The sequence below is a fragment of the Kiloniella majae genome (assembly GCF_002118315.1).
GTDB lineage: Bacteria > Pseudomonadota > Alphaproteobacteria > Kiloniellales > Kiloniellaceae > Kiloniella > Kiloniella majae.
In genome coordinates, this window is the sequence record NZ_MTSZ01000001.1 from 249,793 (window position 1) to 273,867 (window position 24,075).

Here is a 24,075-nt window from a genome sequence, read left to right on the forward strand (position 1 = left end):
TAATATGGAGAAAAACTATGTCTGTAAGAGTAACGTTAAATTGTCAGATTAATACCGACAAAACAGATACTCTAATTACTTTTTTAAAACAAAACCTACCAAATGTACGCCAGTTTCCTGGCAATATTCGAGTGAATATACTCTTCGATCCTAGCAGAAAAGAAATGCTTATAGATGAAGATTGGGCATCTATTGAAGAGCATAAGGCCTATATCAAGTTCATAACCGAGAATGGTATTATGCAGGAACTTGTTACATACTTTCTCGAACCACCTATTGTAAAATACTTTGCGCCACAAGACCTTTGATCAAAAGACAAGACACCTAATAAAACTCAGTAATATAGTTTTATTAGGTGTCTTTTTTATAAAATACATACGGAGACAAACTAAAAATTATCATCTTGAGATTAACCATCATCCAACCAAGCAGCCTGCCCGCCCAGCCTAACAGCAATATAAGCAACCCAACGTTTGAGCCACGGCATACGATCTTGTTCCGCGACAATACGCAGAATAGCATCTGCTACAGTTCTTGAACCTTCACGGCTTGCATAGAGTAAGTCATGCAGAGTTGCTGCCCTGAAAAAACGCGCATCGGCGGGATGGATAAACCACCATAAAGGACGTGGAACAGATGCGCCGTCATAATTAAAGCCACCCGGCACAATCACATCCATGCCCCTTGGTCCGGTGATCTTATGGGCACACGCAGCCGTAAAAGGGTTGTCAGGATCTTCGGGCGACACCCAGACCAGCACCGCACCGGACGGGCGCGATGCTTTAATCTGGGCTATGTCGTATTCAGGTGTGAACTCGTACACCTTAGCCATTGTTTTTACCCGCCGCTTCCCATTCTGCCCAGGCATCGTCCAGCTTTGCTGAGATTGCTGGCCATTCGGCACGGATCTCTTCAGGCGTTTTATCACCGTGTTGAACCGCCTTGATTGATTTAAATGCAAACACACCGATTTCAATAAGCGCGTTTACTGTTGCGATTGTTGCCGGGTTCATGATTCAACACCTTTCTTTACAGTCAGAAGGACAAAAGCGGTTTCCTGCAAGGTGGTCAGGGCAGATTGATAATCTGTCACCTCGCCAGAGCAGAGCTTCACAGTGGATGGCATCAGATCAGAAACTGTCTTCACGGTTTCCTCTGACAACTCACCGGATACACGATAGCCAGCAAGGACCCGCACCGTTGAGATAATGCCTTCGCAGGTAATCTGCACCTGTTGTTCAGCACTCAGACGATTGCCGCCCGGTGTTGTGCAGGCAGACATAAAAAAAGCCGCTACAAGAGCGACTGTCATCAGTATGTGTTTCATGGTGAATAGCTTCCCTAATAACTCCAGGACGCGGGGCGATATGCGTATGGGTGGCCCTCGTCTATGTGAATGAAAGATTTAGCAACCCCAATGCCTTTAAAACGCATGTCGCTAATGGTGGTGAGTAAATCGTAACGCCTTGCCTTAAGCGGGATGATATCCGCAGCAAGTCCTGCTGAATGTGCGCCGGGTCTTTTCTTATTTTTCTCGACGGGGTGGCTCCGACATCGAAAACCACTTGTAATTTCCAGTGGTCCAACCTGATTACGAAGTTCTTGCAGCTTTTCCATAAACTCAGGCTTCATATCAGCACGCCCACAGCCACACTTACAAGCAAGCTCTGAGGCCGAGAAGTTGGGATAGTCGGGCCAATTCAATTTTGTCATGACTTCCCCCTCTCCTCTTTCGCCTTTAAGTAATCTTGTCTGGCCTTTGCTATCCTGAAGCCAAGTAACAACACGCCTCCAAGACCAACACAAATCGCGATACCTGTGTTAAAATAATGAAGCCACAAAGGAGTTGATACAGCGGTAACACCGATAAGTTTATCCATGTTTTCTCCTCTTAGCACTGTATCAATCATGATGTTTGCCATGTTATATCATCAAGAACATCGACTTTTATCAATTCTTCATCTGGTAGAAGCATCAAAGCATTTGACCTTGAGCGAATGGCCTCAATTTCTTTACGTTTTGCTCGAAGATAATCAGCCTCAACAATCTCATCTTCACCCCACTCCCTCGTGTTTTTTATCTCAAGTAATTCAATGGCACGTTCACTCCCCCTAATCTGTTTCCAGATCGGTGCGATGTTTTCGATCCGACGAGCAGCTTCAATATTAATATCTAATCGTTTTTGAGTGCTAATTTGATCTGTAGGTTTGTCCTTTGCTGTTTGAGAGATAACCCATTCATTCCCGACCAATGCACCACCATCATCAACAACATATTGATAAGATGTTGGACTAGCTTTAACAGTCCGAACAACCCTAAGCGTCGCGCCATCCCCCAAATCAAATGGCAAACCTTGAGGAGCCTGTTTGTTCCCTATAAGGTTACATTTCTTTGCTAGTCCGGGTGTCCAACCGCTTATTTGGGAAACAAGGACCCCATTTTTTTCAATTGTATATTTCATGATTAATTCCCCAAGATAGCTGGAAGGTTGCCGCCGCCAGCGAGGTCTGCGATTGCGAGGCCGATGTAGGTGATTCCGGCATTATTCAGCCCATAACCCGCAGGTTGACGAATTGTGATACCGTTAGCCGTTACATCAATGCCGTAGGCCCACGACCCTTCAACATTAGAAAGGTTTGCATACAGAGGAGTTTTCATTTCGTTAATAGTATTACGCTCTGTATCAATGATGTACCAATGGGTGCTGTTATTGACCGCCTTGATCATGACAAAACGAGCCTTAAAGTCTAAAGCGACATGGGGTCCGTTAGTGTTACTATTCCCATCGTAACTAAATACTTTTGAAAGCCCCTTAACAGACTTAAAGTTATAAGTAAGCATAGGCCCATTGTCGTTAGCATCATCATTGGCCCCAAGACCCATAACTAAATCAGTGGCGATATTTCGCTCAAAATAGTCAGTCGCAGGGTTGTTTTGAGAAGCATTTGAGTTCAGGAATATGCCGTAAGAAGCTGTAGCCAAATCTTTGTGCCAACAAACCCAACCTGTTGCCCCTGATAGTGCTTTAGCGATTACAAATTCAGGAATATCATCTAGGCCATGCCCATAAGTTGCACCTTGCGTTTGGTTGCCTACGTATTTAGCAATCGACATATAACCAGAGCTATCGGCTATAACCTGAGAAGGGATTGTACCGTCGTTATTAGTGACTTCCGTACCATCAAGACCAAACACCCAATCAACGTAATTATTACTCGCTCGATTACTCTCGTTTGATGTACCAAGGGTATAACCATCATCCTCAAACAACTTGAGAGTTTCAATATAATCTCCCTCAGCGTTTGTTGTGTCTGTTCTGAGATACTTTCCTGCACCTCGCAAAACATCATAAAGAGAGTTGCTATAAGCACCATTACGAGATTTCGTCCAGACAACGGCGGGTTTGACAGCAGGATAAACTTTGGTCTCAGTGTTATCTGAATACCTTAAAAGAACATCAAACTTATCCCGCCCGTGATGCTTAGGTGTTTCCCGGTTGGAGCCTTTTAGTTCCTTGAAGCCTGTCGGAATAGGATATGTAAATGGTTTCTGCCCAAAGTTTATATCCCAAATGTTCGAGCCTGAAGCAGAGCTAACCTGCCCAACCGCAGCAACGTAAGACGGTTCCGCATTAACAAGGAACTTGCCTCTGGACGCATTATTTTTGAAGAACTCAATCTCATTAGTATCAAGATCAAGTGCGACGCCGATTACATCTCCAGTGGTGTAGGTAAGGCCTGTAGATCCTTGAACATTGTTAGAATAAACAGTCCCATTATAACCGTAATATCCATACGTTTTCTCATTAATATACCAAGCACCAGATAACTGTGCACCAGCAGGAACAATACCAACTGCCCCTTGGCTTGGATTAGCCCCACCGGAAATGGTGACTTCCCAATACCATTTTCCAGATGACATAGGCATAGAACTTTGGGCATGTCGTGTAACACCGGAGGCAGACAATCTAGTTCCGCCGTGGCTAATGCCAGAGGCACCGTTCATTATGGTACTCAGTATTGGATAAGGGTCCCCCGGCGTGTCTGTTAGCTGATCCTCTGATGTAATTCCCGTTAAGCTCCACGGCACAAGATTACCGGCAGAGGATTTCCCAAGATTACCCCCATCTTCAAATAATAGCTGTGTACCGTTCGGGCCGTACTCACGCTCTGGCTGATAGGCCGTTTCAGCGTTAAGGGCTTGCCACCCCGCAGGAGCTACGGCATTAACATCCCACGTAACTGAGCCATTGCGATAAGCGCCTAACCACCAAGAATATTCAACATTATTAGCGTTGAGGCCCATAGCACCAGTGCCAGCTTCATTATCCCCAAAGATGAGAGTACCGTTCACCTTTTGCCACATCAACTTAGCGTCAAGATCAACAAAGACCTCAGCAACATCCCCCGCAGAAGGGTTAGGGGAATATATAGAGCCAGCACTACCTGCTCTATATATACGAGGGCCATCAGTAGGCTGGAAGTACATGCCGTATGCATCGCTTCTTGTATAAGTATCTAGCTCAAAGGATTTTGTTATTGGTCCCGCTATTCCGATCATTAAGTGATCGGGGGCATTCATAATGAACCGACCGTAATACTTACCCGTTTTCATGGTGTTCTTGGAGTAGGTGGAAGGCCACGTATTAGTACCGTTAGTGTCTACTGTAAGATTACCATTAGATAGTGTTAGGGTGTTTTCAGTTGGCTTATAAAATTCATCTTTAAGGAGTGGACGCAAACTATCAAAGTCAAACTCAGCAGGGCCTTTAAAGCCTGTTGGTGGCGTGTGTTCCCAAGGGCTGTCACCGAAGTTAAACAGACCACCACCATACGTGTGTGCTGAAACCCAAAGCTTCCAATCACGTCCTGTTGGAATTGTTAAGCCACCAGTGCCCAACGCAGGATCACCGACCCATTCATCATCTGATCCGTACCACCAAAGGCCAGCATCGAAGTCGATAGCTATTTTGGTGGTTTCATCACTACGCTGTGCACCAAACCATTTGCCTCCGCCAACATTTGTAGGCCAAGATCCTGTATTACCGTGCTCTTGGTGATAATGATTTGCCGCGTCAAGATACATTCCAATAGAGTTTGCGTTTGCATTTCCAAATGTCGCATTTGAAGCAAAGGTATTAATCCCACCAAGGTCATTAGTCATCCCCCAAGCTACCGAATTTACATCCGAAGTTTGGTTAGTGAACTCAATGTAAATTTTGCCCTTATTAAGTACAAAGTTGCTGTAAGCACTCCACCACGATCCACTCGCCTCATCAATCCATAACTGGCGTTGACGTAAGCCGGATAAAGCACGATTAGGAAACGGAAATAATTTACATCGTTTGAGGTTTGACTTTGCTGGTTCTTTAAGGGGGCCGTACCCAGCGACAGGGCATTTGTAGTCAGCTTGACCGAAGTTGACCCTTGCACCTAGCATTGCATAGAGAGATACATAAAATTTGAAATCGTCATCACCAGAGAAGATATAACCACCAGTGCCAGCTGCAGGATCTTGACCTGTTACAAAAACTCCATCATAAGCAAAGTAAAGTTTCTTTGCGTCCATATCTATGCAGAATGAAGAAATCCCACCCACACGCGAACTGGAAGCAGGAGCGCCCACCATAGGGCTTTCAAGCACCCCAGCATTATATGCTATCAATCCCGCAGCTCTTGCGAAGTATGCCCCCGCAGCCCCTGACCAAGGGTAGCCAATGTATGTGGTATTATTTTTGTGGGATGATGGGGCTACACCTGCTTGGACGTCTTCAACATCTAACGCTGTAATTTCCACAAGATACTTACCAGTTCTAGGTAAATCTTCTGTATGTACTGAAGACCAGCTTGTAGAGGCTCTATAAATGTATTGGCTTTCGTCATTGATCACGTTGTTAGTGATCTGAGCAGGATCATTCGTGGCGAGACTATAGAACCGCTCTTGCTGTCCCTCAGTGGTGAACCGCTTCGTCGTGGTGATGACATTATTACCAAAAGGCACATTCTGAGTTCGGTAATTGATCATTTCCTGTGGCGTCAGGACTTCACCATCGAGAATGACCACATCAGAGATGCAATAATTACTATCCTTCGAGGTGTTGTTATTGTATGTACCAATATCCTGATTGGCACCCGCAAGGTTCATATTTGTTTGATAGTTAGCGGAAGGCAGTGTTAAGGCCCCGGTTAGCTCTTCATCATTCATGACAACTTTAATTGTTCTCGCCACGCTGTCATAAGCGGCACCTAAAAAAAACCATTCAGTGTCACGAATAACTTTATCTGAAATAAATGCACCAACAGCAGCAACACCACCAATCTCAATCTTCCCATCAGCCCGGATACGATAGTAAAATGTTGTTCCGGCGTTAACTAACCAATGTTGTTGGTCGTGGTTAATACGACGAATGTTCATCAAGATTGTAAACTGACGACGGTTTCCTGTAACGGTTGGCACTCGACGTAAGTACGAATTGTTGTTTAGAACAAGGGAAGCCTCAAGATCATTTTGCCAGCCGTCAGTACCTGAATAAAGAGCTCTCATTCCAACACCTCTAACGCAACGCGGGCAATGCCGTTGACGGTAGACATATGCATGATGGTGATCACACCGTCCCCGACACCAAATGATCCCTTCACATAATCAAAGCTGGAAATATCCAATGCCCCTGCTGTCGGTCCATTGGTCAACCAGACATCAACGGCATTATTATTGCTCTTATCTGCTGTAATGACCCCATTGCCATTATTGGTCATTGATGTGAGGAAAGTTTTGGTCAGATCAATCACAGGATTATCTGTCGTATTGCCATATGAATTAACAGCGGTCGGGTAACTCACCCCCAAAATTCGGGATAAATTCGCCAAAAGAATCTGATCTGTTCCGGTCAAAACCGAAAAATCATGGGTATGTGCCTGACCGGTGTCATTGGCGAGATTAATCAAATCCTGAACAGTCGACATCAAGGTGCTAAAGCCAACTGATGACATCACCAACTTGCCAGTTTCATCGTAATAGGGAACTTCATTGGGCACCGGTGCCGGGAATTGCAACTCATCCCCTGAATAGGCAATTGGTAACTTGATTGCCCGACCAATCTGTACGTCCTGCTCCTGATTCTGAATGGTCAGTAGGTCAACAGCTGTCTCGATAACATCGGCGGGCATACCGTCTGATACCGCCAAATCAGTCTGCTGCTCCAATGGTGTCGCCCCAAGAACAGTAACCGTATCCCCAATGACAGGTGCAGAAGAAAGTGTAACAGAGCCGCCATTTTCTGTTCCCGCCCCGATGATTTGTGATGGGGTAACAACCGTCTCCCCACCATTCACCGTTGTCACCACCACCTTCAAATGGCTATCGGCAAGGAACTTAAAGGGCACAGCAAAAGTTACCGTAGAGCCATCCCCGGTGTAAGAGGCCCTCCGCGGTGTCGCAGAAATAGTCATGTCAGATTTCCCCAATAAAAAAACCTCCGCTAAAAAGCAGAGGTTGAGACCTGTTTATCCAAGAACGATTATAGATGGAGGATCGGAGATGAACAATTCATCTCAAAAAACGTTTTAAGGTACTCTAATCACATCTCGAACAACAGCTTTAGAAGATGGTGTCAAAAAAACATTCCCAACAGCAGAAACAGTATTTTCTCCTATGACTTCGACAACCTTGCCACCTGGTTCTAATGCCTTTTGAACAATCGGATTTTTAACTGCAGAGTTAACCATCCCCCCCGTCATAACACTCGCAGCACCAGCAACAAATGCTTGCACTCTTGCGTCTTTTCTTATTTCGTCACCATATTCCGTCATTGTTTCTTGGATGCTTTTGGGATCCTTCAAATCTGCACCATATTCTTCCAGTTTTTCCATTAGAACCTTAGAGTGCTCTAATGAGCCTGAAACTGCAGCACTTGCAGCGGGGCCTCCGACGACACCACTAGCCATATCTACCGCAGTGCTAGCCAAATTCTCTAGAAAATATTGTCCAACAACCCCCATAGGATCATAAGACATCAACTCCCAAAATTCGTCTGGATTTTCTACTTTTTCCATTGCCACTATAACTGGATTTCGACGCCCTTGCTTCATCAATTCATGGAACTCAGCTCCGTTTTTAATAAAGCCAATAAAATTTTCTTGATATTTCTTAGCCTGATTATTGTAATATTTTATTTTTCTCTGAGATGGCCCAAGGATATACTGATCTTCTTCGAAATTTGTTCCATTCTTTAGAGCAAATTCACGGAGTAGTGCTTCTTGGTTTTCAAGAGATTTTGTTTCCCTGTCAGACAGAGATTCAAAATATTCTTGCAATTGAAGATGATTCAACCCAATTGAAATATTACCTGAGGCCATAATCCCTCTTGCGCCATACATAAACCCATCTCTAAACCGTCCAAATACACTCGTTTCTTTATAGTATTTCTCTAAATCTCGCCCTAATTGTGTAGTTGGCGGTTTATATCCATTTAATCGAGGAGCCTTACCTTTCGCGGCAAGGTCATCAATCATGGTATAGATTTCCCCTTGTGGTATATGATTCTCATCACCGTACTCTTCCCGGATAATGCCGTAGATATTTTCAGCTAATAGGAAGATCTCTTTTTCTTCATCTTCATTTACTGAATGCCGTCCACGAATTCCGTAGATATAATCCCTGGCAGCCATACTTGCCAGATTGTATTGTTTTTGGTTTCTTGGTTCATCTTTCAAAAAACCCTCTCCTGGCACATACCTAAGATGGCTTTGTTTGTTAGGCTCTCCAGGAAGGCGTTTCATAGTTGCAGGGCCATCTATAAGATTTCCATCTGAATCGTGAAAGATAACATTGTAGCTTGGTTTTCCTGTATGCTTATCATCAAGAGCTGTCTGTTCATCTTCTACAAAAGTTGCTGTCACTCCTTCTGGAAGTTCAACCTGCTTTTCAATTAAATTGTTAAATTCTTCTTCATTTGATACAGTTACTGGGAAACCTACACTTAAATCTCTTTCATTTTCAAAGAACTCTTGTTCTCCATCGCTAAGTGCTTCATCCACGTTCTCTAGTGAAATCATCTCATCATTTTCAATCATCCTGTTGGCGATTTTGTTGATATCCCCACCGCTTGCAGGTCTTTCTTCAAGCGTAATAAAGTCGTCAATTTCTTCGCCGAAACGAATGCTGAAGTTAATAAAATCCTGCCGATCCGGTTCGTCATAACCATTACGGCCTGTTACTTGTTTCCAGACCCTGAGGGCCTCTCTTTCACGCATTTTGAAACTGGCGGCACCCTTTGGATCAAGTCCGTTTTCTTGCATTGCCATGACCCCGGCAATTTGCTTTGGGGACAAACTCTTAAAATAACCAGATAAATCCCGATCTGCGAAAATGTCCGGGTTCGCTATCTGCAACTTCTTTATTTCATAAAGGAGCACGTCCGGAATCTTGGCACCCGGACCTTTGGGATCATACAATCCCATGTTCAGATCATCTTTATTATTCAGATAGGAAATGAATAGATCCCGATCTTCATCGGATAGATCCAAAGGTAAATCAGTGACATCAACATTACCGTTAGTCTCTGTAATATTTTGCCATACTGAATAGCGTTGTTTTTTGGCCCGGTCTCTGTTTACCTTTTTTTCAATTCGCTTTCTGTCTTGCCAAAGGGACAGTGCTTCCTGACCAAGACTGCTATCGGGATGATTTTGCAAAGCATCCAACAACTCATCCGTTGATATAACCTGGGCCTCAACTTCATCCAGTAATTGGTATGCCGCCTCACGCCTTAGTCCTTTGCCAGCCAGGTTTTGGAAATAGTCTCTCTCTTCTGCTGTGATATAATCGCCACTGTTTAATTTAGCATTCGTCACCGGATCAATGCCATCCAAAAGAGATTGTACTGCAATATAGTTTTTTTGATCCGCATATCCCTGTAAGGTGTTGCTAAACAGTAATCCCCGGGTTTCTCTTATTTTGTTTATGGCCCCTTCCCGCCCAATTCCGGGAGCCAGCTTATTAACAGTATCCTCAATCGCAATCATGGCATCCGTCAAGGTTTCCGGACTTTGCGTAACACCATGACCATATTTCTTAGCTAGACGGTCAATCGTACCAAAAGCTTTTTTCTGGTAAGCACTTTGCTGCAAACTTTCAATATACTGTTTATCGGCACTGATCTTTTTATCCAGTTTTTCGTCAAACTGGTGTGCTTGTTCTGAAGTCTCCTTTTTATAACGTGTAGAAAGTTCGGCTTTTATTCCGCCATACTCCTGATCTACTTTTTTCCGAACTTCTGTTGGGGAAAGATTTTCAAAATTGATTAGATCAACAACTCCCCGATAGATATCTGTGGTAAGCTCAGAAATGCCGTCATGGAGATCCACATCCTGCAAAGTGTTGTGCAAGTATTCTGATACAGTATCTATCCCGGATTTTATATCATCCAACAGTCCACCATCATCAGCATTTTCCGTCCGGTATGTTTTCTGTTCTTTATTTTCTTGGGTTTCACGCAATACGACGGTACTGGAAAGGTGGGAAATGCCATTTTCAATTGTGGCGCTGTTTTCTTCAGGAAGTTCAAATCGAGCTGTGGTCGATACCTGATTATCAGGAATGTTTCGCATGGCAAAAAACCTCGTTGTACGAGCCAGAAATACTCGGAATAAAAAAAGGCCCAGTGTATAAACTACCGGACCTTGCAAATTAGGTATGGTGATTTTGGATAAGCTTTATCTGCCCGCAAACGGGACAACGAGAAAGCAACAACACAAAGACTAGCTAGGTCACAAACCTCTGTTTATGTTCTTTCAATAACGAACAAATCGAAGCGCTCTCAGAGATTATTTTCCTATACCCTTCGTGTTTTCTTCGTCCGAAACAGCAATGAAGAATTAGCAGCATACCCCCCAAGTAAGCCTGGATTATATTTCTCGTGAACGGCCTGCTTTCTCAACTTATTCATCTTGGCTTTCTCTTCTAAAGCCTCATCTCGATGGCTTTTAAGCTTTTCATCAGAATCAATAACATCCTCTGGTTCACCAAAGAAAAAGGCATCCAGTTTTTTATCCCAGCCCCTGCGTTTAATTCCCTTCACCAAAGACTCATACCCATCGACAAGATCTTTGACATTCTCATCGGGAAGCTGAAATCTAACAGTTTCTGGTGTACGACTATCCGGAATATTTGGCATTTTTGGAAACCCTTTGAGCTTGAACCAACTGAATTTGTGACAGAAGAAAACAGGTCCAGCAGCAATGCGTGGACCTAAAAAAGAAATTAGAGATTATACACGATAAGGTAAAAACTATGATCTGAAGTGGCGGATTAAAACATCCTACAGATCAATTGTGACAGCGCCATATTCATCCGTGAAAAACGTTGCCGTACCATCTTCATTTAACTGCCATTTGTCTGACATTTTCTTTGTTTCCTCTTTTATAGAATCTTAGATAAACAGCTGCGCCAATCAAACCTTCAGCTAAATCCACAAAAAAACCTTTTGCCCAGATTTCATACCCGCAAGCGGTCCGAACATTGTCAACAATAGCCACGCAATCCCTCGTGCTATAACCAAACGTTGATGGACCTTGACGTGGATACATAAATTCAAACAGGTTATAAATATCATATGAAATGAAGCAGATAACAAAGAGCAAATATGTCCAAATGATCCGTTTCACTTTAAAGAAATTCAGGACCAATCCCCCCAGGAGAACAGGCAAATTTGACGGAATTTGATAGAGAACTAAATAAAGCGAAAACTTTATGATCAACTCCAGAGCTCTCTCCAGAAGCATATTTGTCTTTTGAGGGTTCTTTTCATCTATAGAAATAAAGTCATAATAAATTTTATCAATAAATTCATATACAAAGGTCAGAAGAAAAAGAACCAGTATAGAAATGATGAAGGCTTTCAATACCCGTTTGAATTCTATTTCCTTAAAACGTGACTGAATAGCTGTCATAAACATTCAATGATCTCATTTACTATCAAATTCAGATAGCCAATTAACTCAGAAAGCGCCACTTTATTCAACCATAAGATATAAAGGGATTAGATCTCTATTTTAAAATATCATTATCTATAAGAAGCTTGATCCTGCATTCAAAAAACCACCGATCATAGCGTTGTTTCCGGCACGTTTATAAGCTTTGGCTTTCTGATTCCCGGCGTAGAGAATATTATCCACTTCCTGCGCCCCCAGTTTTTCAGTTTCTTCAATCAACAGAGCAGGACTGCCTTCAATCTTCAAGCCTGCCGCAGCGAAGTTCGCGCGCTGCTGCCCCGCCAAACGTTGTGTATTTCGCCGACTGATCGCGGCCTCCTGTGCCGCAAACCGTCGAGCCATTTTAGCCTGTTTTTTTGCCCGTTTGCGTTCGGCAAAACCGTTAAAAAGTGCCCCACCTGCCCCAAGCAAACCAGCAGTAGCTCCCAATCCGCCAATCCCCGCCAGCGCACCAATAGCTGGGGCTGCATCTTTCAATACATTTCCAACTTTTTTAAATATCTTTTTGAACCATCCCATAGCTTTTCCCTTTATTTAATTGTTTATAAAATTGAAACCAGCTATCGTTACATGTAACCGACCGGTATCTACTTACACCTTCATGAGACACGTTAACTTATGTTTTTCATCGAAAATTTTGATAATGGGCCAACACATAAAAATACTTATAAAATACTGTAGCAATTACCCTTGGACATATCGATTAGTTTCTTTTTCACTAAGTATACTTTTCGCATTATGCCTATTTCTTTATTTTATATTTTTAACACCCAATGATCTTATACGAGCCGGGAAAGATTTCCGGCCTCCCGAATTACAAATGTACAGTCAATTCCGGGATATCGCCGTATCATTGCTGCTTTTCTTATTCTTGTTTATATCCCTCAAAATTACTTTATTAGGACCGTTTTACCTTAAGAATAAAAAAATATTGGATAAGGTAATACTCCAGTACAAATTGTGGGCGGGCAGTATTATAAGAAATTACAGCTTCTTGAAGTATTCATTTATTGCAATAATAATTATTTGGACCTTAACGAGTAGCGCTTTTACAATTTGGCTTTTATTTAAAACCTACCCACCAACTCTGGGCCAACTAATTTTTGAAATTTATGGGATGTCAACGGCAGAACACTTTACTACACACATCAACCTTCTTTTTTATAGCATTTTGTTTATTGGTTTTGTCTCAATTTTCAGCCCTTTATTTTTAATCACTTATTACCGTTTCAAAACAAAGGGAGAATGCTGAAGTTTACCTTCCTGATAAAGCTTCATAATTATATCAGCCGTTTTTAAGTTCTTATTCTTTTTATTCATTGCAGCATCTCGACCAACTCGATTGTTATAAAGATCTTGCAACTCACTTTCTCTATTATCGTCATCCAACCCTATATAACCTAAAGGGAAAGAAGTTCTTTCATGTCCATCAGTTATTTCTTTTGCCACATCAACTCCATATTTCTTGACTAAAAGATAACTTCCCAACGCATGCCGTACAGCATCTTGTGCATCATCAAATCCTTTATAGGGTTTTCCTTCTTTATCTCTTGGCAACAACTGACGAGCAGCTTCTTCAGCTTCATTGATAATGTCCCTTGGATCACCATAGCGAATATAATTACCTATATCTCCACCCCCATCTTCTGGGTTATAATTCAGGAACCTGTAATATTGTTCTGCATTAACAGGCTCTGTTGTTGGGAGAGGAAGCGTTCCATATCTTCCGTTGTACAGCCCGTTTCCTCTTATGGGTCTTTCTTTGCTATCTTTATTTACCCCAGTAATATCTTTATTAAACTTATTTTCAAGAAACCCCATAACTTTACCCCTCTGACTGTACTTCTGTGATGAGTGACCGGATCGTGGCTGGTAGCGGTTGTCTTGCTCTGATGAAAATTTGTGCTTTATCGCTAAAGCCGTTTTCCGGATCGATTTCCAGATACCCGGTGTAGAGATCCGGGGATTGTCCGAATGGTGTCGATCCATCACGGAAGATATGCGTTTGCGTATCTTCCAAACTGTCCCCAGCTTCGATTGTTCCCGTGTTCATCACATCAACGCCCATGGAAACAACACGCTTTTTCTTGCCTCGGCCTGTCCCATTTTGCAAAGCAACAATCGGGGACAAGGGCTGTACGACCGACTGGTAAGGCAAGCCAGCTGTAATTTTCAAACCTGTACGGTTATTTTTTAGCGATACCTTGCCATCATTTGCCACCGTTGATCGCGGAGACACTTTGCCATCATGCAAAATATCCACCCCTTCACCGATCAGATGATCAAATCCATTGATGGTGTTCGCCGCGACACCTTCATAGGTTCCGCCACAATCCACAAAGAAGGCGTCTTTTTTGTCCAGACCATCATCAAACCCGGCTTCCATAAATTCAATGTGGCGTACGATTTCTCCATTGACTTTACGCTTGACCGACAGCCACAAAACTTCCCGCTTGGCTTCATAGGTCACAGCAACGGTTTCAACTTCACCCCAGTCATGCTCGTCTGTTGAACCGCCCAGCTTATGACGGTGGAACGCGACAACCTCTTGAGATTTTTCATAGGTAACGCCTACCAGTTGCCCATCGTCCCGGACCATCCAGATAATGGAATCAGGGTCATTGACCATGTCCATATCCTTGATCCCGGTTCCCGTTATATGTTGAGATAAAAAGGTCTGATCGGGCGCAATAAAGCTGTCTCGCTCAAACGAGAACACAAATTCATGCAACCGTTTTCTGTTCCGGCTTAAAAATAGAGCCACCTCCCCCTTCTGGATAGGCGGAATAGCCGCTGATCCCTCGGTGGTATGGCGACGGTTGATAACCGACGTAACCGTTAAGGCTTCATTGGCCGAAGATCCACTCAAAGTCCTTGTGGCACCGGACGTCCCCATCATCAGGGCACGTCCCTCGACCATCCATTGAATGTGGTTGACTTGTCCGGCCTTGATCGTGGCTTTGAACGCATCGTCGGCATTGGTGCCTAAAGTGAAATTCTTCTCATTAGATGTTTTCGATGTCCAGATGGTTTGTGGCTGATCAGGTGGTGAGGCAAAAATAGATCGCTGCTGATAAAAGGAACAGCGTCTGGGATAATTCCCTGCCTTCCATTCCGACGGTTTGGCGGTAAAGGTAATATCCGCCAAGGCCCAATCGGCATGATCATTTCGTTTCAACTCTTTAGGCGGGTGATCCTTGTGCACAATCCACAGACTGTTTTCCGTCTGGGTAAAAACCAGATCAAACAGCTCTTCTTCCTTATAAGGCGTGGTAATTTCATAGGGGGCATCATCTTTTTCTATTTGCCCGAAATCACGGTAAAACCGCATGTAAAGATCGCCAATTTCCAGAATATAGGCGTCTTCTGTCGAATATTCGAACGAAATAAGGCGACATTGTTTATCCGCATGTTTTGCTTTTGCGACAAATCGTGTTCCAGGACGCCGCGTCATGCCGCCATGCGGGAGGACGATCCAGTTTTCGCACAGCGCCAATCCTGTTTGGTAAAGTTGTGTATCTTCCCGTCCATGTAATCGGGGCGTAATCTCGCCACGAACAAAGCTGGCCTGAAGGGTTCTTGGTGGCATCAGTTTCGCGCCTCCACCCATGATGAAGACATAATATCACTCACACCATCTTCCATCATGTCGTTGGCTTTTGCCTGAGCCAAATCATTCCGATAGAGACCAAGAGCCATATTCAATTTGGTTTGCGATCCGGTCAGAACCTCTGCCAATCTCACGGCCAACTGAGTTGCCACAACACGGCGTAAATCCGGCGGCATATCAGACGGTTCAACCTCACTACTGATATAGCGATAATAAAGCGGTGCGTCTTGGTGGCACAGGATATACCGTCCCTCTAGTTGATAGGTCACGGGCAAGCCATTGGCTTCACCTGTCGTTGTGATCGGCAAAACCTGAATGTCATCAACCGGGCGGCGATATCGTTCCCACTCTCCAAAAGCAGATACTTCTGCTGATGCAGCCAGTTTGACCCGACGAATGGCGCACGACCAGGGATAGCTACGCAAGACGGTCTCTACCGCTCTGGGATAGGCAATCTTGCACTGTCGTGCTTCTTTGCTGCTGTCTTCCAGACTGACAATCGATTTATCCCCCAGGATCTGTAAAGCATCCCGACAGATTTCAACCTTGCTGCTCATCTGTTTTCCTGACCTGTAATTATGGGAAAATATAAAAACGGGAGATCAGTGTTCCGATCTCCCGTTTTCTCAAACATCAAAGGAAATTTTAACCCTTGATGACGCTAAATCCTTTCCATCCAGCTGGATGAAAAGTGCTCTGCCTCTCTCAGTTCAAAGGTATCTCCCTCCTCCCTGAGTTCGGCACCGTAATAGCCCAAGGCAATCGCCCGTACATTCAACGACACAGCTTCCGACACAGTATTTTGGACACCCGAAAGGCTTTCAGCAGACACTGATCGTGCAGAACTACGCGTCCCCTTTGCAGTCACCCCTTTTGCTGATTTTGCCCGCAGCGCCATTAACTCTGCACTCCGGCCACAATTGCCGCCGAAATTTTACCGTTGGTCGGATTTGTGCCCGTCACGGTATAACGCAGACGCATATAACGTTCATTCAGACCTTTGGGCAGAATGTGGAAAGACGTCTGTTTACCAGCGACGAGGTCGGCCCGTACAATAGACTGGGACAATACTTCACGTGGAGAAGAGAAGCTTGTTGTGCTATCCACTTCAATTCCAATCTTAAGTGACGTCAGATTGTTGAAATCCTCTGTCACCTGAACATTCAACGGCACCGCAGTACCATCACCAGGGTTACTTGGCAGCGTAGCAGATGCACCGACAACTGTTCCGGTTGCACCAAGATCAAGAATGTTGGTTGATGCAGCAGTACTGGTAATTGCCTGCTGATCAGAGAAGGTGAGTTGCTTACTATGAATCATATTAAATCTCTCTCTAAATTTAGTCCCTAAACTTTGCCCCTCAAATTTTTTCAGGGATTAAGCAGACAAAACGCGTGCTTCGGTATTGAGCAACGCATCGGTTTCACGAATTGGAATACCGCGATAGGTCAGAACTTCCTGACCTTCCAGTTCACTGTCTTTCAGACGAACAAAGTTGTCTCCGGCCCCGGCATTCGTGGCCAGTGCGTCCAACGCTTCAAGCACATCACGGTTACAATAGATAACCTGACGACCGCCTGCTGCATCTCCGCGACGGATACGACTTTGCAGCTTGTAATAAGCTTTGCGCATAAAATCATACAGCTTCACATTGCCCGCCTGCATTTCAGACACATCAATGTTGGCAACACGGGATACATAACGCCAATCTTTGACCGCCAAACCAAGATGCCATGTGAACTTTTCTTCCTTCACATAGTATGGATTATTGTTTTCATCCAAAACGCGTTGACGGCCCATATCGTCCCGTTGCAAGCCAGCTTTTGTGCCTTGCGGATAAAGCAGATGACAATGACGATCGCCCCAGGTAACAAACCAGATAGACGTGTTGTCAGATCCTGTACCACCAGCGTCAATGACCTGTTCGCCAGCTCCGCCGCCACCAATGGCACTAAATCGCGCAGAAAGCCCTTTGAACTTTTCAGGGGTAGAGGCTGTGTCATGATAAAACAGCCCCGAAGCCGCTTCCTGGTTCATTGATTCCATGAACGCCATAGCTTCGTTAAGACGGACACCCGCTTCATTTTTTGACAAGCTTAGAACACGCTCATCAATGGTTGCCAAAGCTTCCAGATAACCTGTTGTATCGGTTACCTGTTGTTGTTTGGCTTTTGATTGCGTGATCCCCTGATACAACGCGCCCCAGGAAACAGACGGCAAACCGGTACGAATGGTATGCAGGTGTTCTGATCCTTTATTACACTCCATCGCAATCGCATCATCCAGAATAGGATTTTGCTGTTTGAGAAGCTCAATAATGGTTGCCGTAGAACCATTTGGATCAGTTTGTTTGTAAATATCGATAAGATCGACAAAAGTATTTCCAAGTGTAGCCATGATCAGCCTTCCTTAGTAGATGATGGGTAGAGAATTTCCGCAGCAGATTTGTTGCGTCTGGTTGCACCGGCACCGCCGGGGCTGCTGTCCTCTACCAGGGAGAGGCCAGCTTTATGAAAGGCGCGAATGACAACAGGGTCGTTCAGAACCCCGGCCTCAGACAACACCCCCTCAAGTTCAGAACCACCCAATGCCTTCAGGGCACGATTGGCAGTTCTGACATTCACATCCATTTTGGATCCCCACTCATCGCGAAGCGTTTCCGTGGTTTCCTCAATTTGTTGGCTCAGATACTGTTCTTGCTCACGCTCCATGTTTTCCATGGATTGTGTTTTGGCCTGTAAATCCATATCAGCCAGGGCCTGTGCCTGTTCTGGCGAAAGCCCCAGTGCATGCGACAACTCACTAATAGCTCCGGTATAGGCTTTCCAGTCTTCCTCACTATGCTGAGAACAGAGCTCTTCGGGAACTTCCAGTTCGTAACCATCCGGGGTTTCCGGCACGCCCAACGCTTCATAAAAAGCGTCAATTTCGTCTTCATTGGCCCCTTCTGTGGGTAACTTGATATAACCATCCTGCCCAATGGTATGATCTTCGCTTTCTGGAAGAACCTCATTGGATGCCCCACCATGCGCTTCAAAAGCCTGGGTATTTACACCGTCATCATTACTTTGGTTTTGAGCATAGCTTGAATTTTCGACATAAAAAGACCCGCTATCTTGCGATGCGGGCTGATCTGGAGAAGGTTGTGAATAACCGGGACTTTCAGCTCCCGAAAACTCATGACTACTTGAACCGGGATCGTCACTCATTCTGTGTATCTTCCTCTTGTTTCAGATAAGCTGCTTTTGCCAGCTCTGCTCTTAAGTCAGAACTGACAGAAGCTTTACGAAGAATATCAAACGCAACAGCACGCTTTCCGTCATTGAAGACAGACGGCCCATCAGGGGGCGTCGCCTCAAAAGCTTGTGCCTGGTCAAGAATATCGGTAAGAACTATCTGACCATCACTTGACGCAAAAAGTCGACTATAAGCCTCGACAAGTTCGTGTTGTTTTTGCAGGGAAAAGGGCCAGCCTTTAAGCATATCCTTAAACCTCTCCTTCCGGGATCTGATCAGGGTTAAGTCCAGCCGCCCCCAGTGTTTCCATTATCGGCAAGGCTTTCCCTGCGGTATCAACATCCTGTGCTTGCTGCGCAGCCATCAACTGCTGTTGCTCCGCATCTATTTTTGCCTGTCTACTTGCCTGTACGTCTTCCACAGGCCGCATCAAATCTGCGGGCATACCATTAATATCTGCACGGGCACGAATAATACGGTCATGGTCAAAATTATCCATAATCGTCGGGTCGAACTGTGCCTGCTGCGCAGCCGTTTCCAACGTCCGTTGAATACCCACATCTTCTGCCGCACGACGTAATTTGGCCATGGGGCTGGTAAATTTCAGGGTCAGGCTTTTCCCCTCTAGTCCATCAGGCCGCGGCGGCAAATCGATAATGCCGTCCTCTGCCTGACGTTCCAAAATCGCATTTTCGCGCATCACCATAGATGCCAGCATTTCTTCCTGCTTGGCAAAAGGTGGCCCAATCAATTCGTTCTTTTCCTGCGCCCGCAACGCCGCTTCATAGGCGGTCATATCCGGCTTATTCACAAGGATCTGCCAAAGATCCCCATAAAAATTCGCACTGATATCCATCTGCTTCTTGGCAATCAATTGTTCTCCGATATCCGGTCGTGCACCAGTCACAATTGGCTGAATTTTTAAACGTCCATCATCTGTTACAAGATCTGGATTGATTGCATTGGCACTCAGGTTCAGTCTACGCTTAAGCTTTTGCACCGTTGCAAAGGCTGGTGACACTGCCTGTTCAGCCGCTGCAATCGTTGTCTTGTTCATCACATTGAGCTGTTTGATATCCGGCAGGGCCATCATGCCCGGCCCCCATCCATAAGCTTCGCCGTCACTCTCTACGAATGATGACGCGTGAATGGGAAATTCGTAATAGCCGGACTGCCGTAAGACATGATGATGACCTTTGAGAACATGAACAGATGGCCAGGGAAGGGCAGTTTGCGTATCCCCACTCAGGGTCGTATCTATGGCATGGATAATTTCAAACTTTTCTTCCAACAAGTCTGGCTTGTCCAATCGGGTCATCAAAAACTCAGGCAAAGCCTCCAGACCAAACTCATCAATAATCTGGCGTAGTGTAAGCTTATAAACCCGGTAGAAGGTATCTACCTGTCCCCAGGCCGTGGTTGCCAGAAAGCATTCAATAATCGGGATCATGCGATAACGAATAGGTGGCAAATCTTCACCGCCCGGACCTCTGGATAGTACTTCCTCTGTCATCAGCACCTGATTGCCATAACACCCCAATGACCGAAACATCCGTTGAGTGTTTGAGACAAAGCCTGATCTCGCCATATACCGAATGGAAAAGAGCTTCTTCGTACGCTGTTCTGCCCAGGCCTGAATTTCATCGCTCTCTCGCAAATCATCATCGACAGGCTCTAACCCATGCCAGATTGATCCCCGTGGAATGAGCAGACTTTCGATTGCCGCAGAAAAACGCGCCAGATCCTGTAAAGGACGAGAGCTGAACATCTTTGACATGTCCCCACGTCTGCCCTCCAGTATCGAACCAAAAGGATCGAGGCGTTCAGCCGTTTCCACCCAGATCTTGTCAAACTTGGATCGTTCATTTGCCAACCCGGCCTGACGATTAATTACCTTCTCAGCAAGTTCCATAAGATCTCCAGTTCGCTATATTATTGGTCCCACAAAACAAAACCCCTCGCATCAAATACGAAGGGTTCAAGACTTATCCGTCATGATTTTTTAATTTCTATAAAACGACGAAATAGCCAATCAATTTCATCATTCAAGGGACCTATTTATCCAAGAACGAATATACCGCTATCCCTATACTCAAACAAAGTATAACAAAGATAAATCTCAACGAATTTTGGTATATTCAGGACGATATAAGTTTAATGTCGCCAAGCCGCGAACCCGTCGGACAGGTGATGGAGCCAAACTGGTATAGGGCGTCAATAAAGGCTTTGAATAGTTTGCACTTGGATACAAAATATCCTCAGGGGGACGCCTGATCGTCCTCAAACTTCGGGCATCCTCAAATCGTCCTTGAGAAACACGAAAGGATCGACCTGTACTTTGTTGAGCCTTTTGGGATACCAGAATTCCCTCAACCGCCTCAGATTTTCTAGCTGGTCGTGGCGCCCGGTAATTCGTCGAAGTCAGCTGCATTATCTCACCTTCCCGAAATTAGCCCGTCTGGCTTTTAGCTTGGGTCTTTCATTTGCCAACGCGGCCTGACGATTAGTTACCTTCTCAGCAAGTTCCATGAAATCTCCAATTCACTATATTTGGCCCAGTAAAACAAAGCCTCCAAAACAAAACCCCTCGTATCAAATACGAGAGGTTCAAGGCTTGTCCGTCACAATTTTCTAATTTCGATAAACCCGACGAGGCAGTCGATCAATTTCATCATTCAAAGGACCTATTTATCCAAGAACGAATATACCGTTATCCCTATGCTCAAACAAAGTATAACAAAGATAAATCTCAACGAATTTTGGTATATTCAGGACGGTATAAATTTAACGTGGCCAAACCACGAACCCGTCGGACAGGTGATGGAGCCAAACTAGTATAAGATGACAACAGAGGCTTTGGATTATTAACAGTTGGGTACAGAACCTGTTCAGGTGAACGCCATCCACCATCCAAACTCCGAGATGCTTGAAAGCTTCCGCTAGAACTGCCTGAAGACCGAGAGGCACTTATATTTTCTCGGTTGGATGAAAGGCTATTCTTTAGAAACCCAACATCTCTGTCTTTCGTGGGTTCATAATTATAAGATGAAAAACTAGCTAATCCCATTTACCTAACCCTTCCGAAATTTGCACGTCTGGCATTTAGTTTTGATAGTTTTGGCGCCCTGCGTACTCTGGATTTTAAAGGTATTACAGATAAATTTGCATCATCTTCTGTATAGGGATAAAGAATGTGTTCAGGCCGTCTGTTAAACACGTCAGTGAAATCACTCCTTCCTCCATCGCGCTGCAAAGAAGAATTTTGTTTCTCTCTATATCCTCGTTGAATTGCCTGAGATCTATAGGAAGTATTCTTCAAAGATTCTTTTGCTTTTGTAACATCTGGTGACGTTACATCTGGTCCGACATTAAAACCTGACCATCCTTCTTTACGTGTTCCAAGAATGTCATCTATACCCCATCCAAATTCATCTGCTACGCCATTTAACATGCTACCGAAACCAAGACCTTGAGCCATTCTTGATAGCGGACTAACCATACTACCAAATTTAGCAACAGTAGACAGTGCACTCCCAACGGGTCTTTTCCCCGTACTTCCACGTAAAAATTCATAACCAATTCCAAGCATCGGATTGGCCATTGTTAGTCCTAAACCAATAGCTGCACCGGGAATACCAGAAAAAGGGTTAAAGCCCCAATTTGCACGTGTATTCAGATTTTGAGGTGAAAAGCTCGGCTTCACTTCATTAAAGCCAAAAGCACTTCCTATTAGATTGCCTATATTCTCTGCATTCGTATTACCTTCATTCATATAATCAGAAAGTCTTTGCTGATAAGCTTTGTGCGAAACAGATCCCAAGTATTCATGATATCCTCGCCGGTCCATATTCTGGGCGGCACGACCTGAGGACGTTTGTCTCCCTCCCCATTTACGTTCATGTTTTGGATGTGCTCCGGAACCTTCTTCTTCTACAGAAATTCCTGCACCAAAGTTCTCCACACCAGGATATTGCGGATCCAAAGTAGATTTTCGATGAGTCTTTCTCATTTTAGCAATGGCAGAAGCTCTTTGTCCTGCCCTTGCATTTTGCCAATCCCTTATATTAGAACGGTGTGCTTCAGGTGATTGCGACGGTTTTTTTCCAGGTGCAGGATTATTCCATGGATCGGAATGTCTCCAACCTCCTGTACTTGGTCGATCATATCCCCCCCGGTTACTACCAAAATCAGGATTACCACCGTTTCGCTCACTCGTACCACCTCCGCCGTAACTGCCTCTATCAGTATCGAAATCCCTAGATCTGGCCATCTCAATTCCCTTATAAAGTATATTTCGATGAGTCTCTTCTTCATCAACCATTCACCCAACAAAAAAGCCCCGCATCTGTGGAGCTTTTTGATCGTAAGGCGCATTTTCCTATGGGGATATTACCTGCGGAATCATCAGAACGAAAAGTATCATAGAACTATGCTATCTTTTCTAATAATGATCCTCTTTTATCTGCTCAAAAATATAGATGAAAATCATTTGAACTCAGGGTATTAACATCCTACTGTTACGCATAATTGAGATTACTATATATTTTTCTATCATGGTTAGTGCCCTAGAAATGCGTATCATTACATCGATGGTTTTATTGCTTGTCGTCACAGCCTGTCAGACAACATCCTCATCACATAAAAACAAAGCCTCTACACAGACAAAATCTGAATACAACTATTCGCGACATTATCCCTTGGAGATAGCAAAGCGCATAACCAATATCTTTCAGTTAAAACACGCGCTCACATCCGGTGATTTTAAACACTACGACCAAAAAACTCTTGATACTCTGGCACTGGATAGAAAACTGGTCGATACGCCCGGCAAAGCCGTCATCTATCGCTATAATTATCAGGACATCACTGATCCAGCAGAACGACAAAAAGTTGCAAAGCTATTTGACGACCTGAAATCCAAACCAGGTGCGCCGCATTCACATGTTGTGTTTTTTGAAAAACTAAAAGACCGCATTATCAATATGACACCAGAAGAGTCTTCCAAAACCGCGGCCTGTATGGCCGATTACACTTGGAAAGATTTTCCCGATAATCAGAAAGAAACGTTTAACAAACTTGCTTTAGGTGTGGATGCAACTCCAGAAGAAGTGCTCGATCTCGCGCACACACCAACTGCAACAAAACCTTCTGGGAAAATACCCAAATCAGTAAAATGTACTCTTGTACCTATGGGACTATACAGCGAACTTAAAACGCGGTTTCGACTTTACTAATCCC

At 44.4% G+C, this 24,075-nt stretch carries 25 protein-coding genes; 2 read left to right on the top strand and 23 right to left on the bottom strand.

Features of this window, described 5'->3' with window-relative positions; translation table 11 throughout:
* Window positions 1-17: 17 nt before the first annotated feature.
* Window positions 18-308 carry a putative quinol monooxygenase gene (locus BKB51_RS01135; RefSeq protein WP_085899255.1) on the top strand — a complete coding sequence of 97 codons (291 nt, stop codon included), beginning with the start codon at window positions 18-20 and terminating at the stop codon, window positions 306-308.
* A 101-nt stretch (window positions 309-409) separates the two neighbouring features.
* Here the strand turns inward: BKB51_RS01135 and BKB51_RS01140 are convergent, their stop codons facing one another.
* The 23 genes from BKB51_RS01140 to BKB51_RS01255 all read right to left on the bottom strand — a co-directional run bounded on the left by BKB51_RS01140 (window position 410) and on the right by BKB51_RS01255 (window position 23,158).
* Window positions 410-832, bottom strand: coding sequence for a DUF1353 domain-containing protein (locus BKB51_RS01140; protein ID WP_158090103.1), 423 nt, complete (start codon window positions 830-832; stop codon window positions 410-412).
* Window positions 825-1,013, bottom strand: a complete 189-nt coding sequence (locus BKB51_RS01145; RefSeq protein WP_085899257.1) for a hypothetical protein — start codon at window positions 1,011-1,013, stop codon at window positions 825-827. The genes BKB51_RS01140 and BKB51_RS01145 overlap by 8 nt, the downstream gene beginning before the upstream one ends.
* The gene (locus tag BKB51_RS01150; protein ID WP_085899258.1) at window positions 1,010-1,327 is read right to left on the bottom strand and encodes a hypothetical protein; all 318 of its coding nucleotides are present in this window, start codon (window positions 1,325-1,327) and stop codon (window positions 1,010-1,012) included. Before BKB51_RS01150 ends, BKB51_RS01145 begins: the two co-directional genes overlap by 4 nt.
* A 14-nt stretch (window positions 1,328-1,341) precedes the next feature.
* Window positions 1,342-1,713 (bottom strand): D-Ala-D-Ala carboxypeptidase family metallohydrolase, encoded by a 372-nt coding sequence (locus BKB51_RS01155; protein WP_085899259.1) that lies wholly within the window; start codon window positions 1,711-1,713, stop codon window positions 1,342-1,344.
* Window positions 1,710-1,880: a hypothetical protein gene (locus BKB51_RS20680; protein ID WP_158090104.1), complete on the bottom strand. Its 171-nt coding sequence runs from the start codon at window positions 1,878-1,880 to the stop codon at window positions 1,710-1,712. Before BKB51_RS20680 ends, BKB51_RS01155 begins: the two co-directional genes overlap by 4 nt.
* Before the next feature lie 26 nt (window positions 1,881-1,906).
* The gene (locus tag BKB51_RS01165) at window positions 1,907-2,461 is read right to left on the bottom strand and encodes a hypothetical protein (protein WP_085899261.1); all 555 of its coding nucleotides are present in this window, start codon (window positions 2,459-2,461) and stop codon (window positions 1,907-1,909) included.
* Between the two features lie 2 nt (window positions 2,462-2,463).
* Window positions 2,464-6,543 (bottom strand): SPRY domain-containing protein, encoded by a 4,080-nt coding sequence (locus BKB51_RS01170; protein ID WP_085899262.1) that lies wholly within the window; start codon window positions 6,541-6,543, stop codon window positions 2,464-2,466.
* Window positions 6,540-7,448 carry a hypothetical protein gene (locus BKB51_RS01175; RefSeq protein ID WP_085899263.1) on the bottom strand — a complete coding sequence of 303 codons (909 nt, stop codon included), beginning with the start codon at window positions 7,446-7,448 and terminating at the stop codon, window positions 6,540-6,542. Before BKB51_RS01175 ends, BKB51_RS01170 begins: the two co-directional genes overlap by 4 nt.
* Window positions 7,449-7,562: 114 nt before the next feature.
* Window positions 7,563-10,607 carry a hypothetical protein gene (locus tag BKB51_RS01180; RefSeq protein WP_085899264.1) on the bottom strand — a complete coding sequence of 1,015 codons (3,045 nt, stop codon included), beginning with the start codon at window positions 10,605-10,607 and terminating at the stop codon, window positions 7,563-7,565.
* A 224-nt stretch (window positions 10,608-10,831) separates the two neighbouring features.
* Window positions 10,832-11,173: a hypothetical protein gene (locus tag BKB51_RS01185; RefSeq protein ID WP_085899265.1), complete on the bottom strand. Its 342-nt coding sequence runs from the start codon at window positions 11,171-11,173 to the stop codon at window positions 10,832-10,834.
* 202 nt (window positions 11,174-11,375) lie between these two features.
* Window positions 11,376-11,954, bottom strand: a complete 579-nt coding sequence (locus BKB51_RS01190; protein ID WP_085899266.1) for a hypothetical protein — start codon at window positions 11,952-11,954, stop codon at window positions 11,376-11,378.
* A gap of 111 nt (window positions 11,955-12,065) precedes the next feature.
* Complete coding sequence (locus tag BKB51_RS01195) at window positions 12,066-12,509, bottom strand: hypothetical protein (protein WP_085899267.1); 444 nt, start codon at window positions 12,507-12,509, stop codon at window positions 12,066-12,068.
* A gap of 702 nt (window positions 12,510-13,211) precedes the next feature.
* Window positions 13,212-13,811, bottom strand: a complete 600-nt coding sequence (locus BKB51_RS01200; RefSeq protein ID WP_085899268.1) for a DUF6973 domain-containing protein — start codon at window positions 13,809-13,811, stop codon at window positions 13,212-13,214.
* A gap of 4 nt (window positions 13,812-13,815) precedes the next feature.
* On the bottom strand, window positions 13,816-15,579 hold the full coding sequence (locus BKB51_RS01205) for a phage tail protein (RefSeq protein WP_085899269.1): 1,764 nt from the start codon (window positions 15,577-15,579) through the stop codon (window positions 13,816-13,818).
* Window positions 15,579-16,157 carry a phage connector family protein gene (locus tag BKB51_RS01210; protein WP_085899270.1) on the bottom strand — a complete coding sequence of 193 codons (579 nt, stop codon included), beginning with the start codon at window positions 16,155-16,157 and terminating at the stop codon, window positions 15,579-15,581. The genes BKB51_RS01205 and BKB51_RS01210 overlap by 1 nt, the downstream gene beginning before the upstream one ends.
* 104 nt (window positions 16,158-16,261) lie before the next feature.
* Window positions 16,262-16,498 carry a hypothetical protein gene (locus BKB51_RS01215; protein ID WP_085899271.1) on the bottom strand — a complete coding sequence of 79 codons (237 nt, stop codon included), beginning with the start codon at window positions 16,496-16,498 and terminating at the stop codon, window positions 16,262-16,264.
* Window positions 16,498-16,920: a Bbp16 family capsid cement protein gene (locus BKB51_RS01220; protein ID WP_085899272.1), complete on the bottom strand. Its 423-nt coding sequence runs from the start codon at window positions 16,918-16,920 to the stop codon at window positions 16,498-16,500. Before BKB51_RS01220 ends, BKB51_RS01215 begins: the two co-directional genes overlap by 1 nt.
* 57 nt (window positions 16,921-16,977) lie before the next feature.
* Entirely contained in the window at window positions 16,978-17,997 is a 1,020-nt protein-coding gene (locus BKB51_RS01225; RefSeq protein ID WP_085899273.1) for a major capsid protein, read from the bottom strand.
* 2 nt (window positions 17,998-17,999) lie between these two features.
* Window positions 18,000-18,809, bottom strand: a complete 810-nt coding sequence (locus BKB51_RS01230) for a hypothetical protein (RefSeq protein ID WP_085899274.1) — start codon at window positions 18,807-18,809, stop codon at window positions 18,000-18,002.
* Window positions 18,802-19,083 carry a Bbp19 family protein gene (locus tag BKB51_RS01235; protein ID WP_085899275.1) on the bottom strand — a complete coding sequence of 94 codons (282 nt, stop codon included), beginning with the start codon at window positions 19,081-19,083 and terminating at the stop codon, window positions 18,802-18,804. Before BKB51_RS01235 ends, BKB51_RS01230 begins: the two co-directional genes overlap by 8 nt.
* A gap of 4 nt (window positions 19,084-19,087) precedes the next feature.
* Complete coding sequence (locus BKB51_RS01240; RefSeq protein WP_085899276.1) at window positions 19,088-20,749, bottom strand: portal protein; 1,662 nt, start codon at window positions 20,747-20,749, stop codon at window positions 19,088-19,090.
* Between the two features lie 207 nt (window positions 20,750-20,956).
* Window positions 20,957-21,268, bottom strand: coding sequence for a hypothetical protein (locus BKB51_RS01245; RefSeq protein WP_085899277.1), 312 nt, complete (start codon window positions 21,266-21,268; stop codon window positions 20,957-20,959).
* A 636-nt stretch (window positions 21,269-21,904) separates the two neighbouring features.
* Window positions 21,905-23,158, bottom strand: coding sequence for a hypothetical protein (locus BKB51_RS01255; RefSeq protein ID WP_125911753.1), 1,254 nt, complete (start codon window positions 23,156-23,158; stop codon window positions 21,905-21,907).
* 250 nt (window positions 23,159-23,408) lie between these two features.
* Between BKB51_RS01255 and BKB51_RS01265 the strand changes: the two genes are divergently transcribed.
* Window positions 23,409-24,071 carry a hypothetical protein gene (locus BKB51_RS01265; RefSeq protein WP_125911754.1) on the top strand — a complete coding sequence of 221 codons (663 nt, stop codon included), beginning with the start codon at window positions 23,409-23,411 and terminating at the stop codon, window positions 24,069-24,071.
* Window positions 24,072-24,075: the final 4 nt, after the last annotated feature.

Coding starts and splice junctions, on each gene's coding strand:
- BKB51_RS01140 (WP_158090103.1), bottom strand. CDS start 832: ATGGCTAAGGTGTACGAGTTCACACCTGAATACGACATAGCCCAGATT.
- BKB51_RS01175 (WP_085899263.1), bottom strand. CDS start 7,448: ATGACTATTTCTGCGACACCGCGGAGGGCCTCTTACACCGGGGATGGC.
- BKB51_RS01205 (WP_085899269.1), bottom strand. CDS start 15,579: ATGCCACCAAGAACCCTTCAGGCCAGCTTTGTTCGTGGCGAGATTACG.
- BKB51_RS01155 (WP_085899259.1), bottom strand. CDS start 1,713: ATGACAAAATTGAATTGGCCCGACTATCCCAACTTCTCGGCCTCAGAG.
- BKB51_RS01240 (WP_085899276.1), bottom strand. CDS start 20,749: ATGGAACTTGCTGAGAAGGTAATTAATCGTCAGGCCGGGTTGGCAAAT.
- BKB51_RS01225 (WP_085899273.1), bottom strand. CDS start 17,997: ATGGCTACACTTGGAAATACTTTTGTCGATCTTATCGATATTTACAAA.
- BKB51_RS20680 (WP_158090104.1), bottom strand. CDS start 1,880: ATGGATAAACTTATCGGTGTTACCGCTGTATCAACTCCTTTGTGGCTT.
- BKB51_RS01195 (WP_085899267.1), bottom strand. CDS start 12,509: ATGGGATGGTTCAAAAAGATATTTAAAAAAGTTGGAAATGTATTGAAA.
- BKB51_RS01235 (WP_085899275.1), bottom strand. CDS start 19,083: ATGCTTAAAGGCTGGCCCTTTTCCCTGCAAAAACAACACGAACTTGTC.
- BKB51_RS01215 (WP_085899271.1), bottom strand. CDS start 16,498: ATGGCGCTGCGGGCAAAATCAGCAAAAGGGGTGACTGCAAAGGGGACG.
- BKB51_RS01255 (WP_125911753.1), bottom strand. CDS start 23,158: ATGGTTGATGAAGAAGAGACTCATCGAAATATACTTTATAAGGGAATT.
- BKB51_RS01150 (WP_085899258.1), bottom strand. CDS start 1,327: ATGAAACACATACTGATGACAGTCGCTCTTGTAGCGGCTTTTTTTATG.
- BKB51_RS01145 (WP_085899257.1), bottom strand. CDS start 1,013: ATGAACCCGGCAACAATCGCAACAGTAAACGCGCTTATTGAAATCGGT.
- BKB51_RS01220 (WP_085899272.1), bottom strand. CDS start 16,920: ATGATTCATAGTAAGCAACTCACCTTCTCTGATCAGCAGGCAATTACC.
- BKB51_RS01180 (WP_085899264.1), bottom strand. CDS start 10,607: ATGCGAAACATTCCTGATAATCAGGTATCGACCACAGCTCGATTTGAA.
- BKB51_RS01210 (WP_085899270.1), bottom strand. CDS start 16,157: ATGAGCAGCAAGGTTGAAATCTGTCGGGATGCTTTACAGATCCTGGGG.
- BKB51_RS01265 (WP_125911754.1), top strand. CDS start 23,409: ATGCGTATCATTACATCGATGGTTTTATTGCTTGTCGTCACAGCCTGT.
- BKB51_RS01185 (WP_085899265.1), bottom strand. CDS start 11,173: ATGCCAAATATTCCGGATAGTCGTACACCAGAAACTGTTAGATTTCAG.
- BKB51_RS01165 (WP_085899261.1), bottom strand. CDS start 2,461: ATGAAATATACAATTGAAAAAAATGGGGTCCTTGTTTCCCAAATAAGC.
- BKB51_RS01230 (WP_085899274.1), bottom strand. CDS start 18,809: ATGAGTGACGATCCCGGTTCAAGTAGTCATGAGTTTTCGGGAGCTGAA.
- BKB51_RS01200 (WP_085899268.1), bottom strand. CDS start 13,811: ATGGGGTTTCTTGAAAATAAGTTTAATAAAGATATTACTGGGGTAAAT.
- BKB51_RS01190 (WP_085899266.1), bottom strand. CDS start 11,954: ATGTTTATGACAGCTATTCAGTCACGTTTTAAGGAAATAGAATTCAAA.
- BKB51_RS01245 (WP_085899277.1), bottom strand. CDS start 21,268: ATGCAGCTGACTTCGACGAATTACCGGGCGCCACGACCAGCTAGAAAA.
- BKB51_RS01170 (WP_085899262.1), bottom strand. CDS start 6,543: ATGAGAGCTCTTTATTCAGGTACTGACGGCTGGCAAAATGATCTTGAG.
- BKB51_RS01135 (WP_085899255.1), top strand. CDS start 18: ATGTCTGTAAGAGTAACGTTAAATTGTCAGATTAATACCGACAAAACA.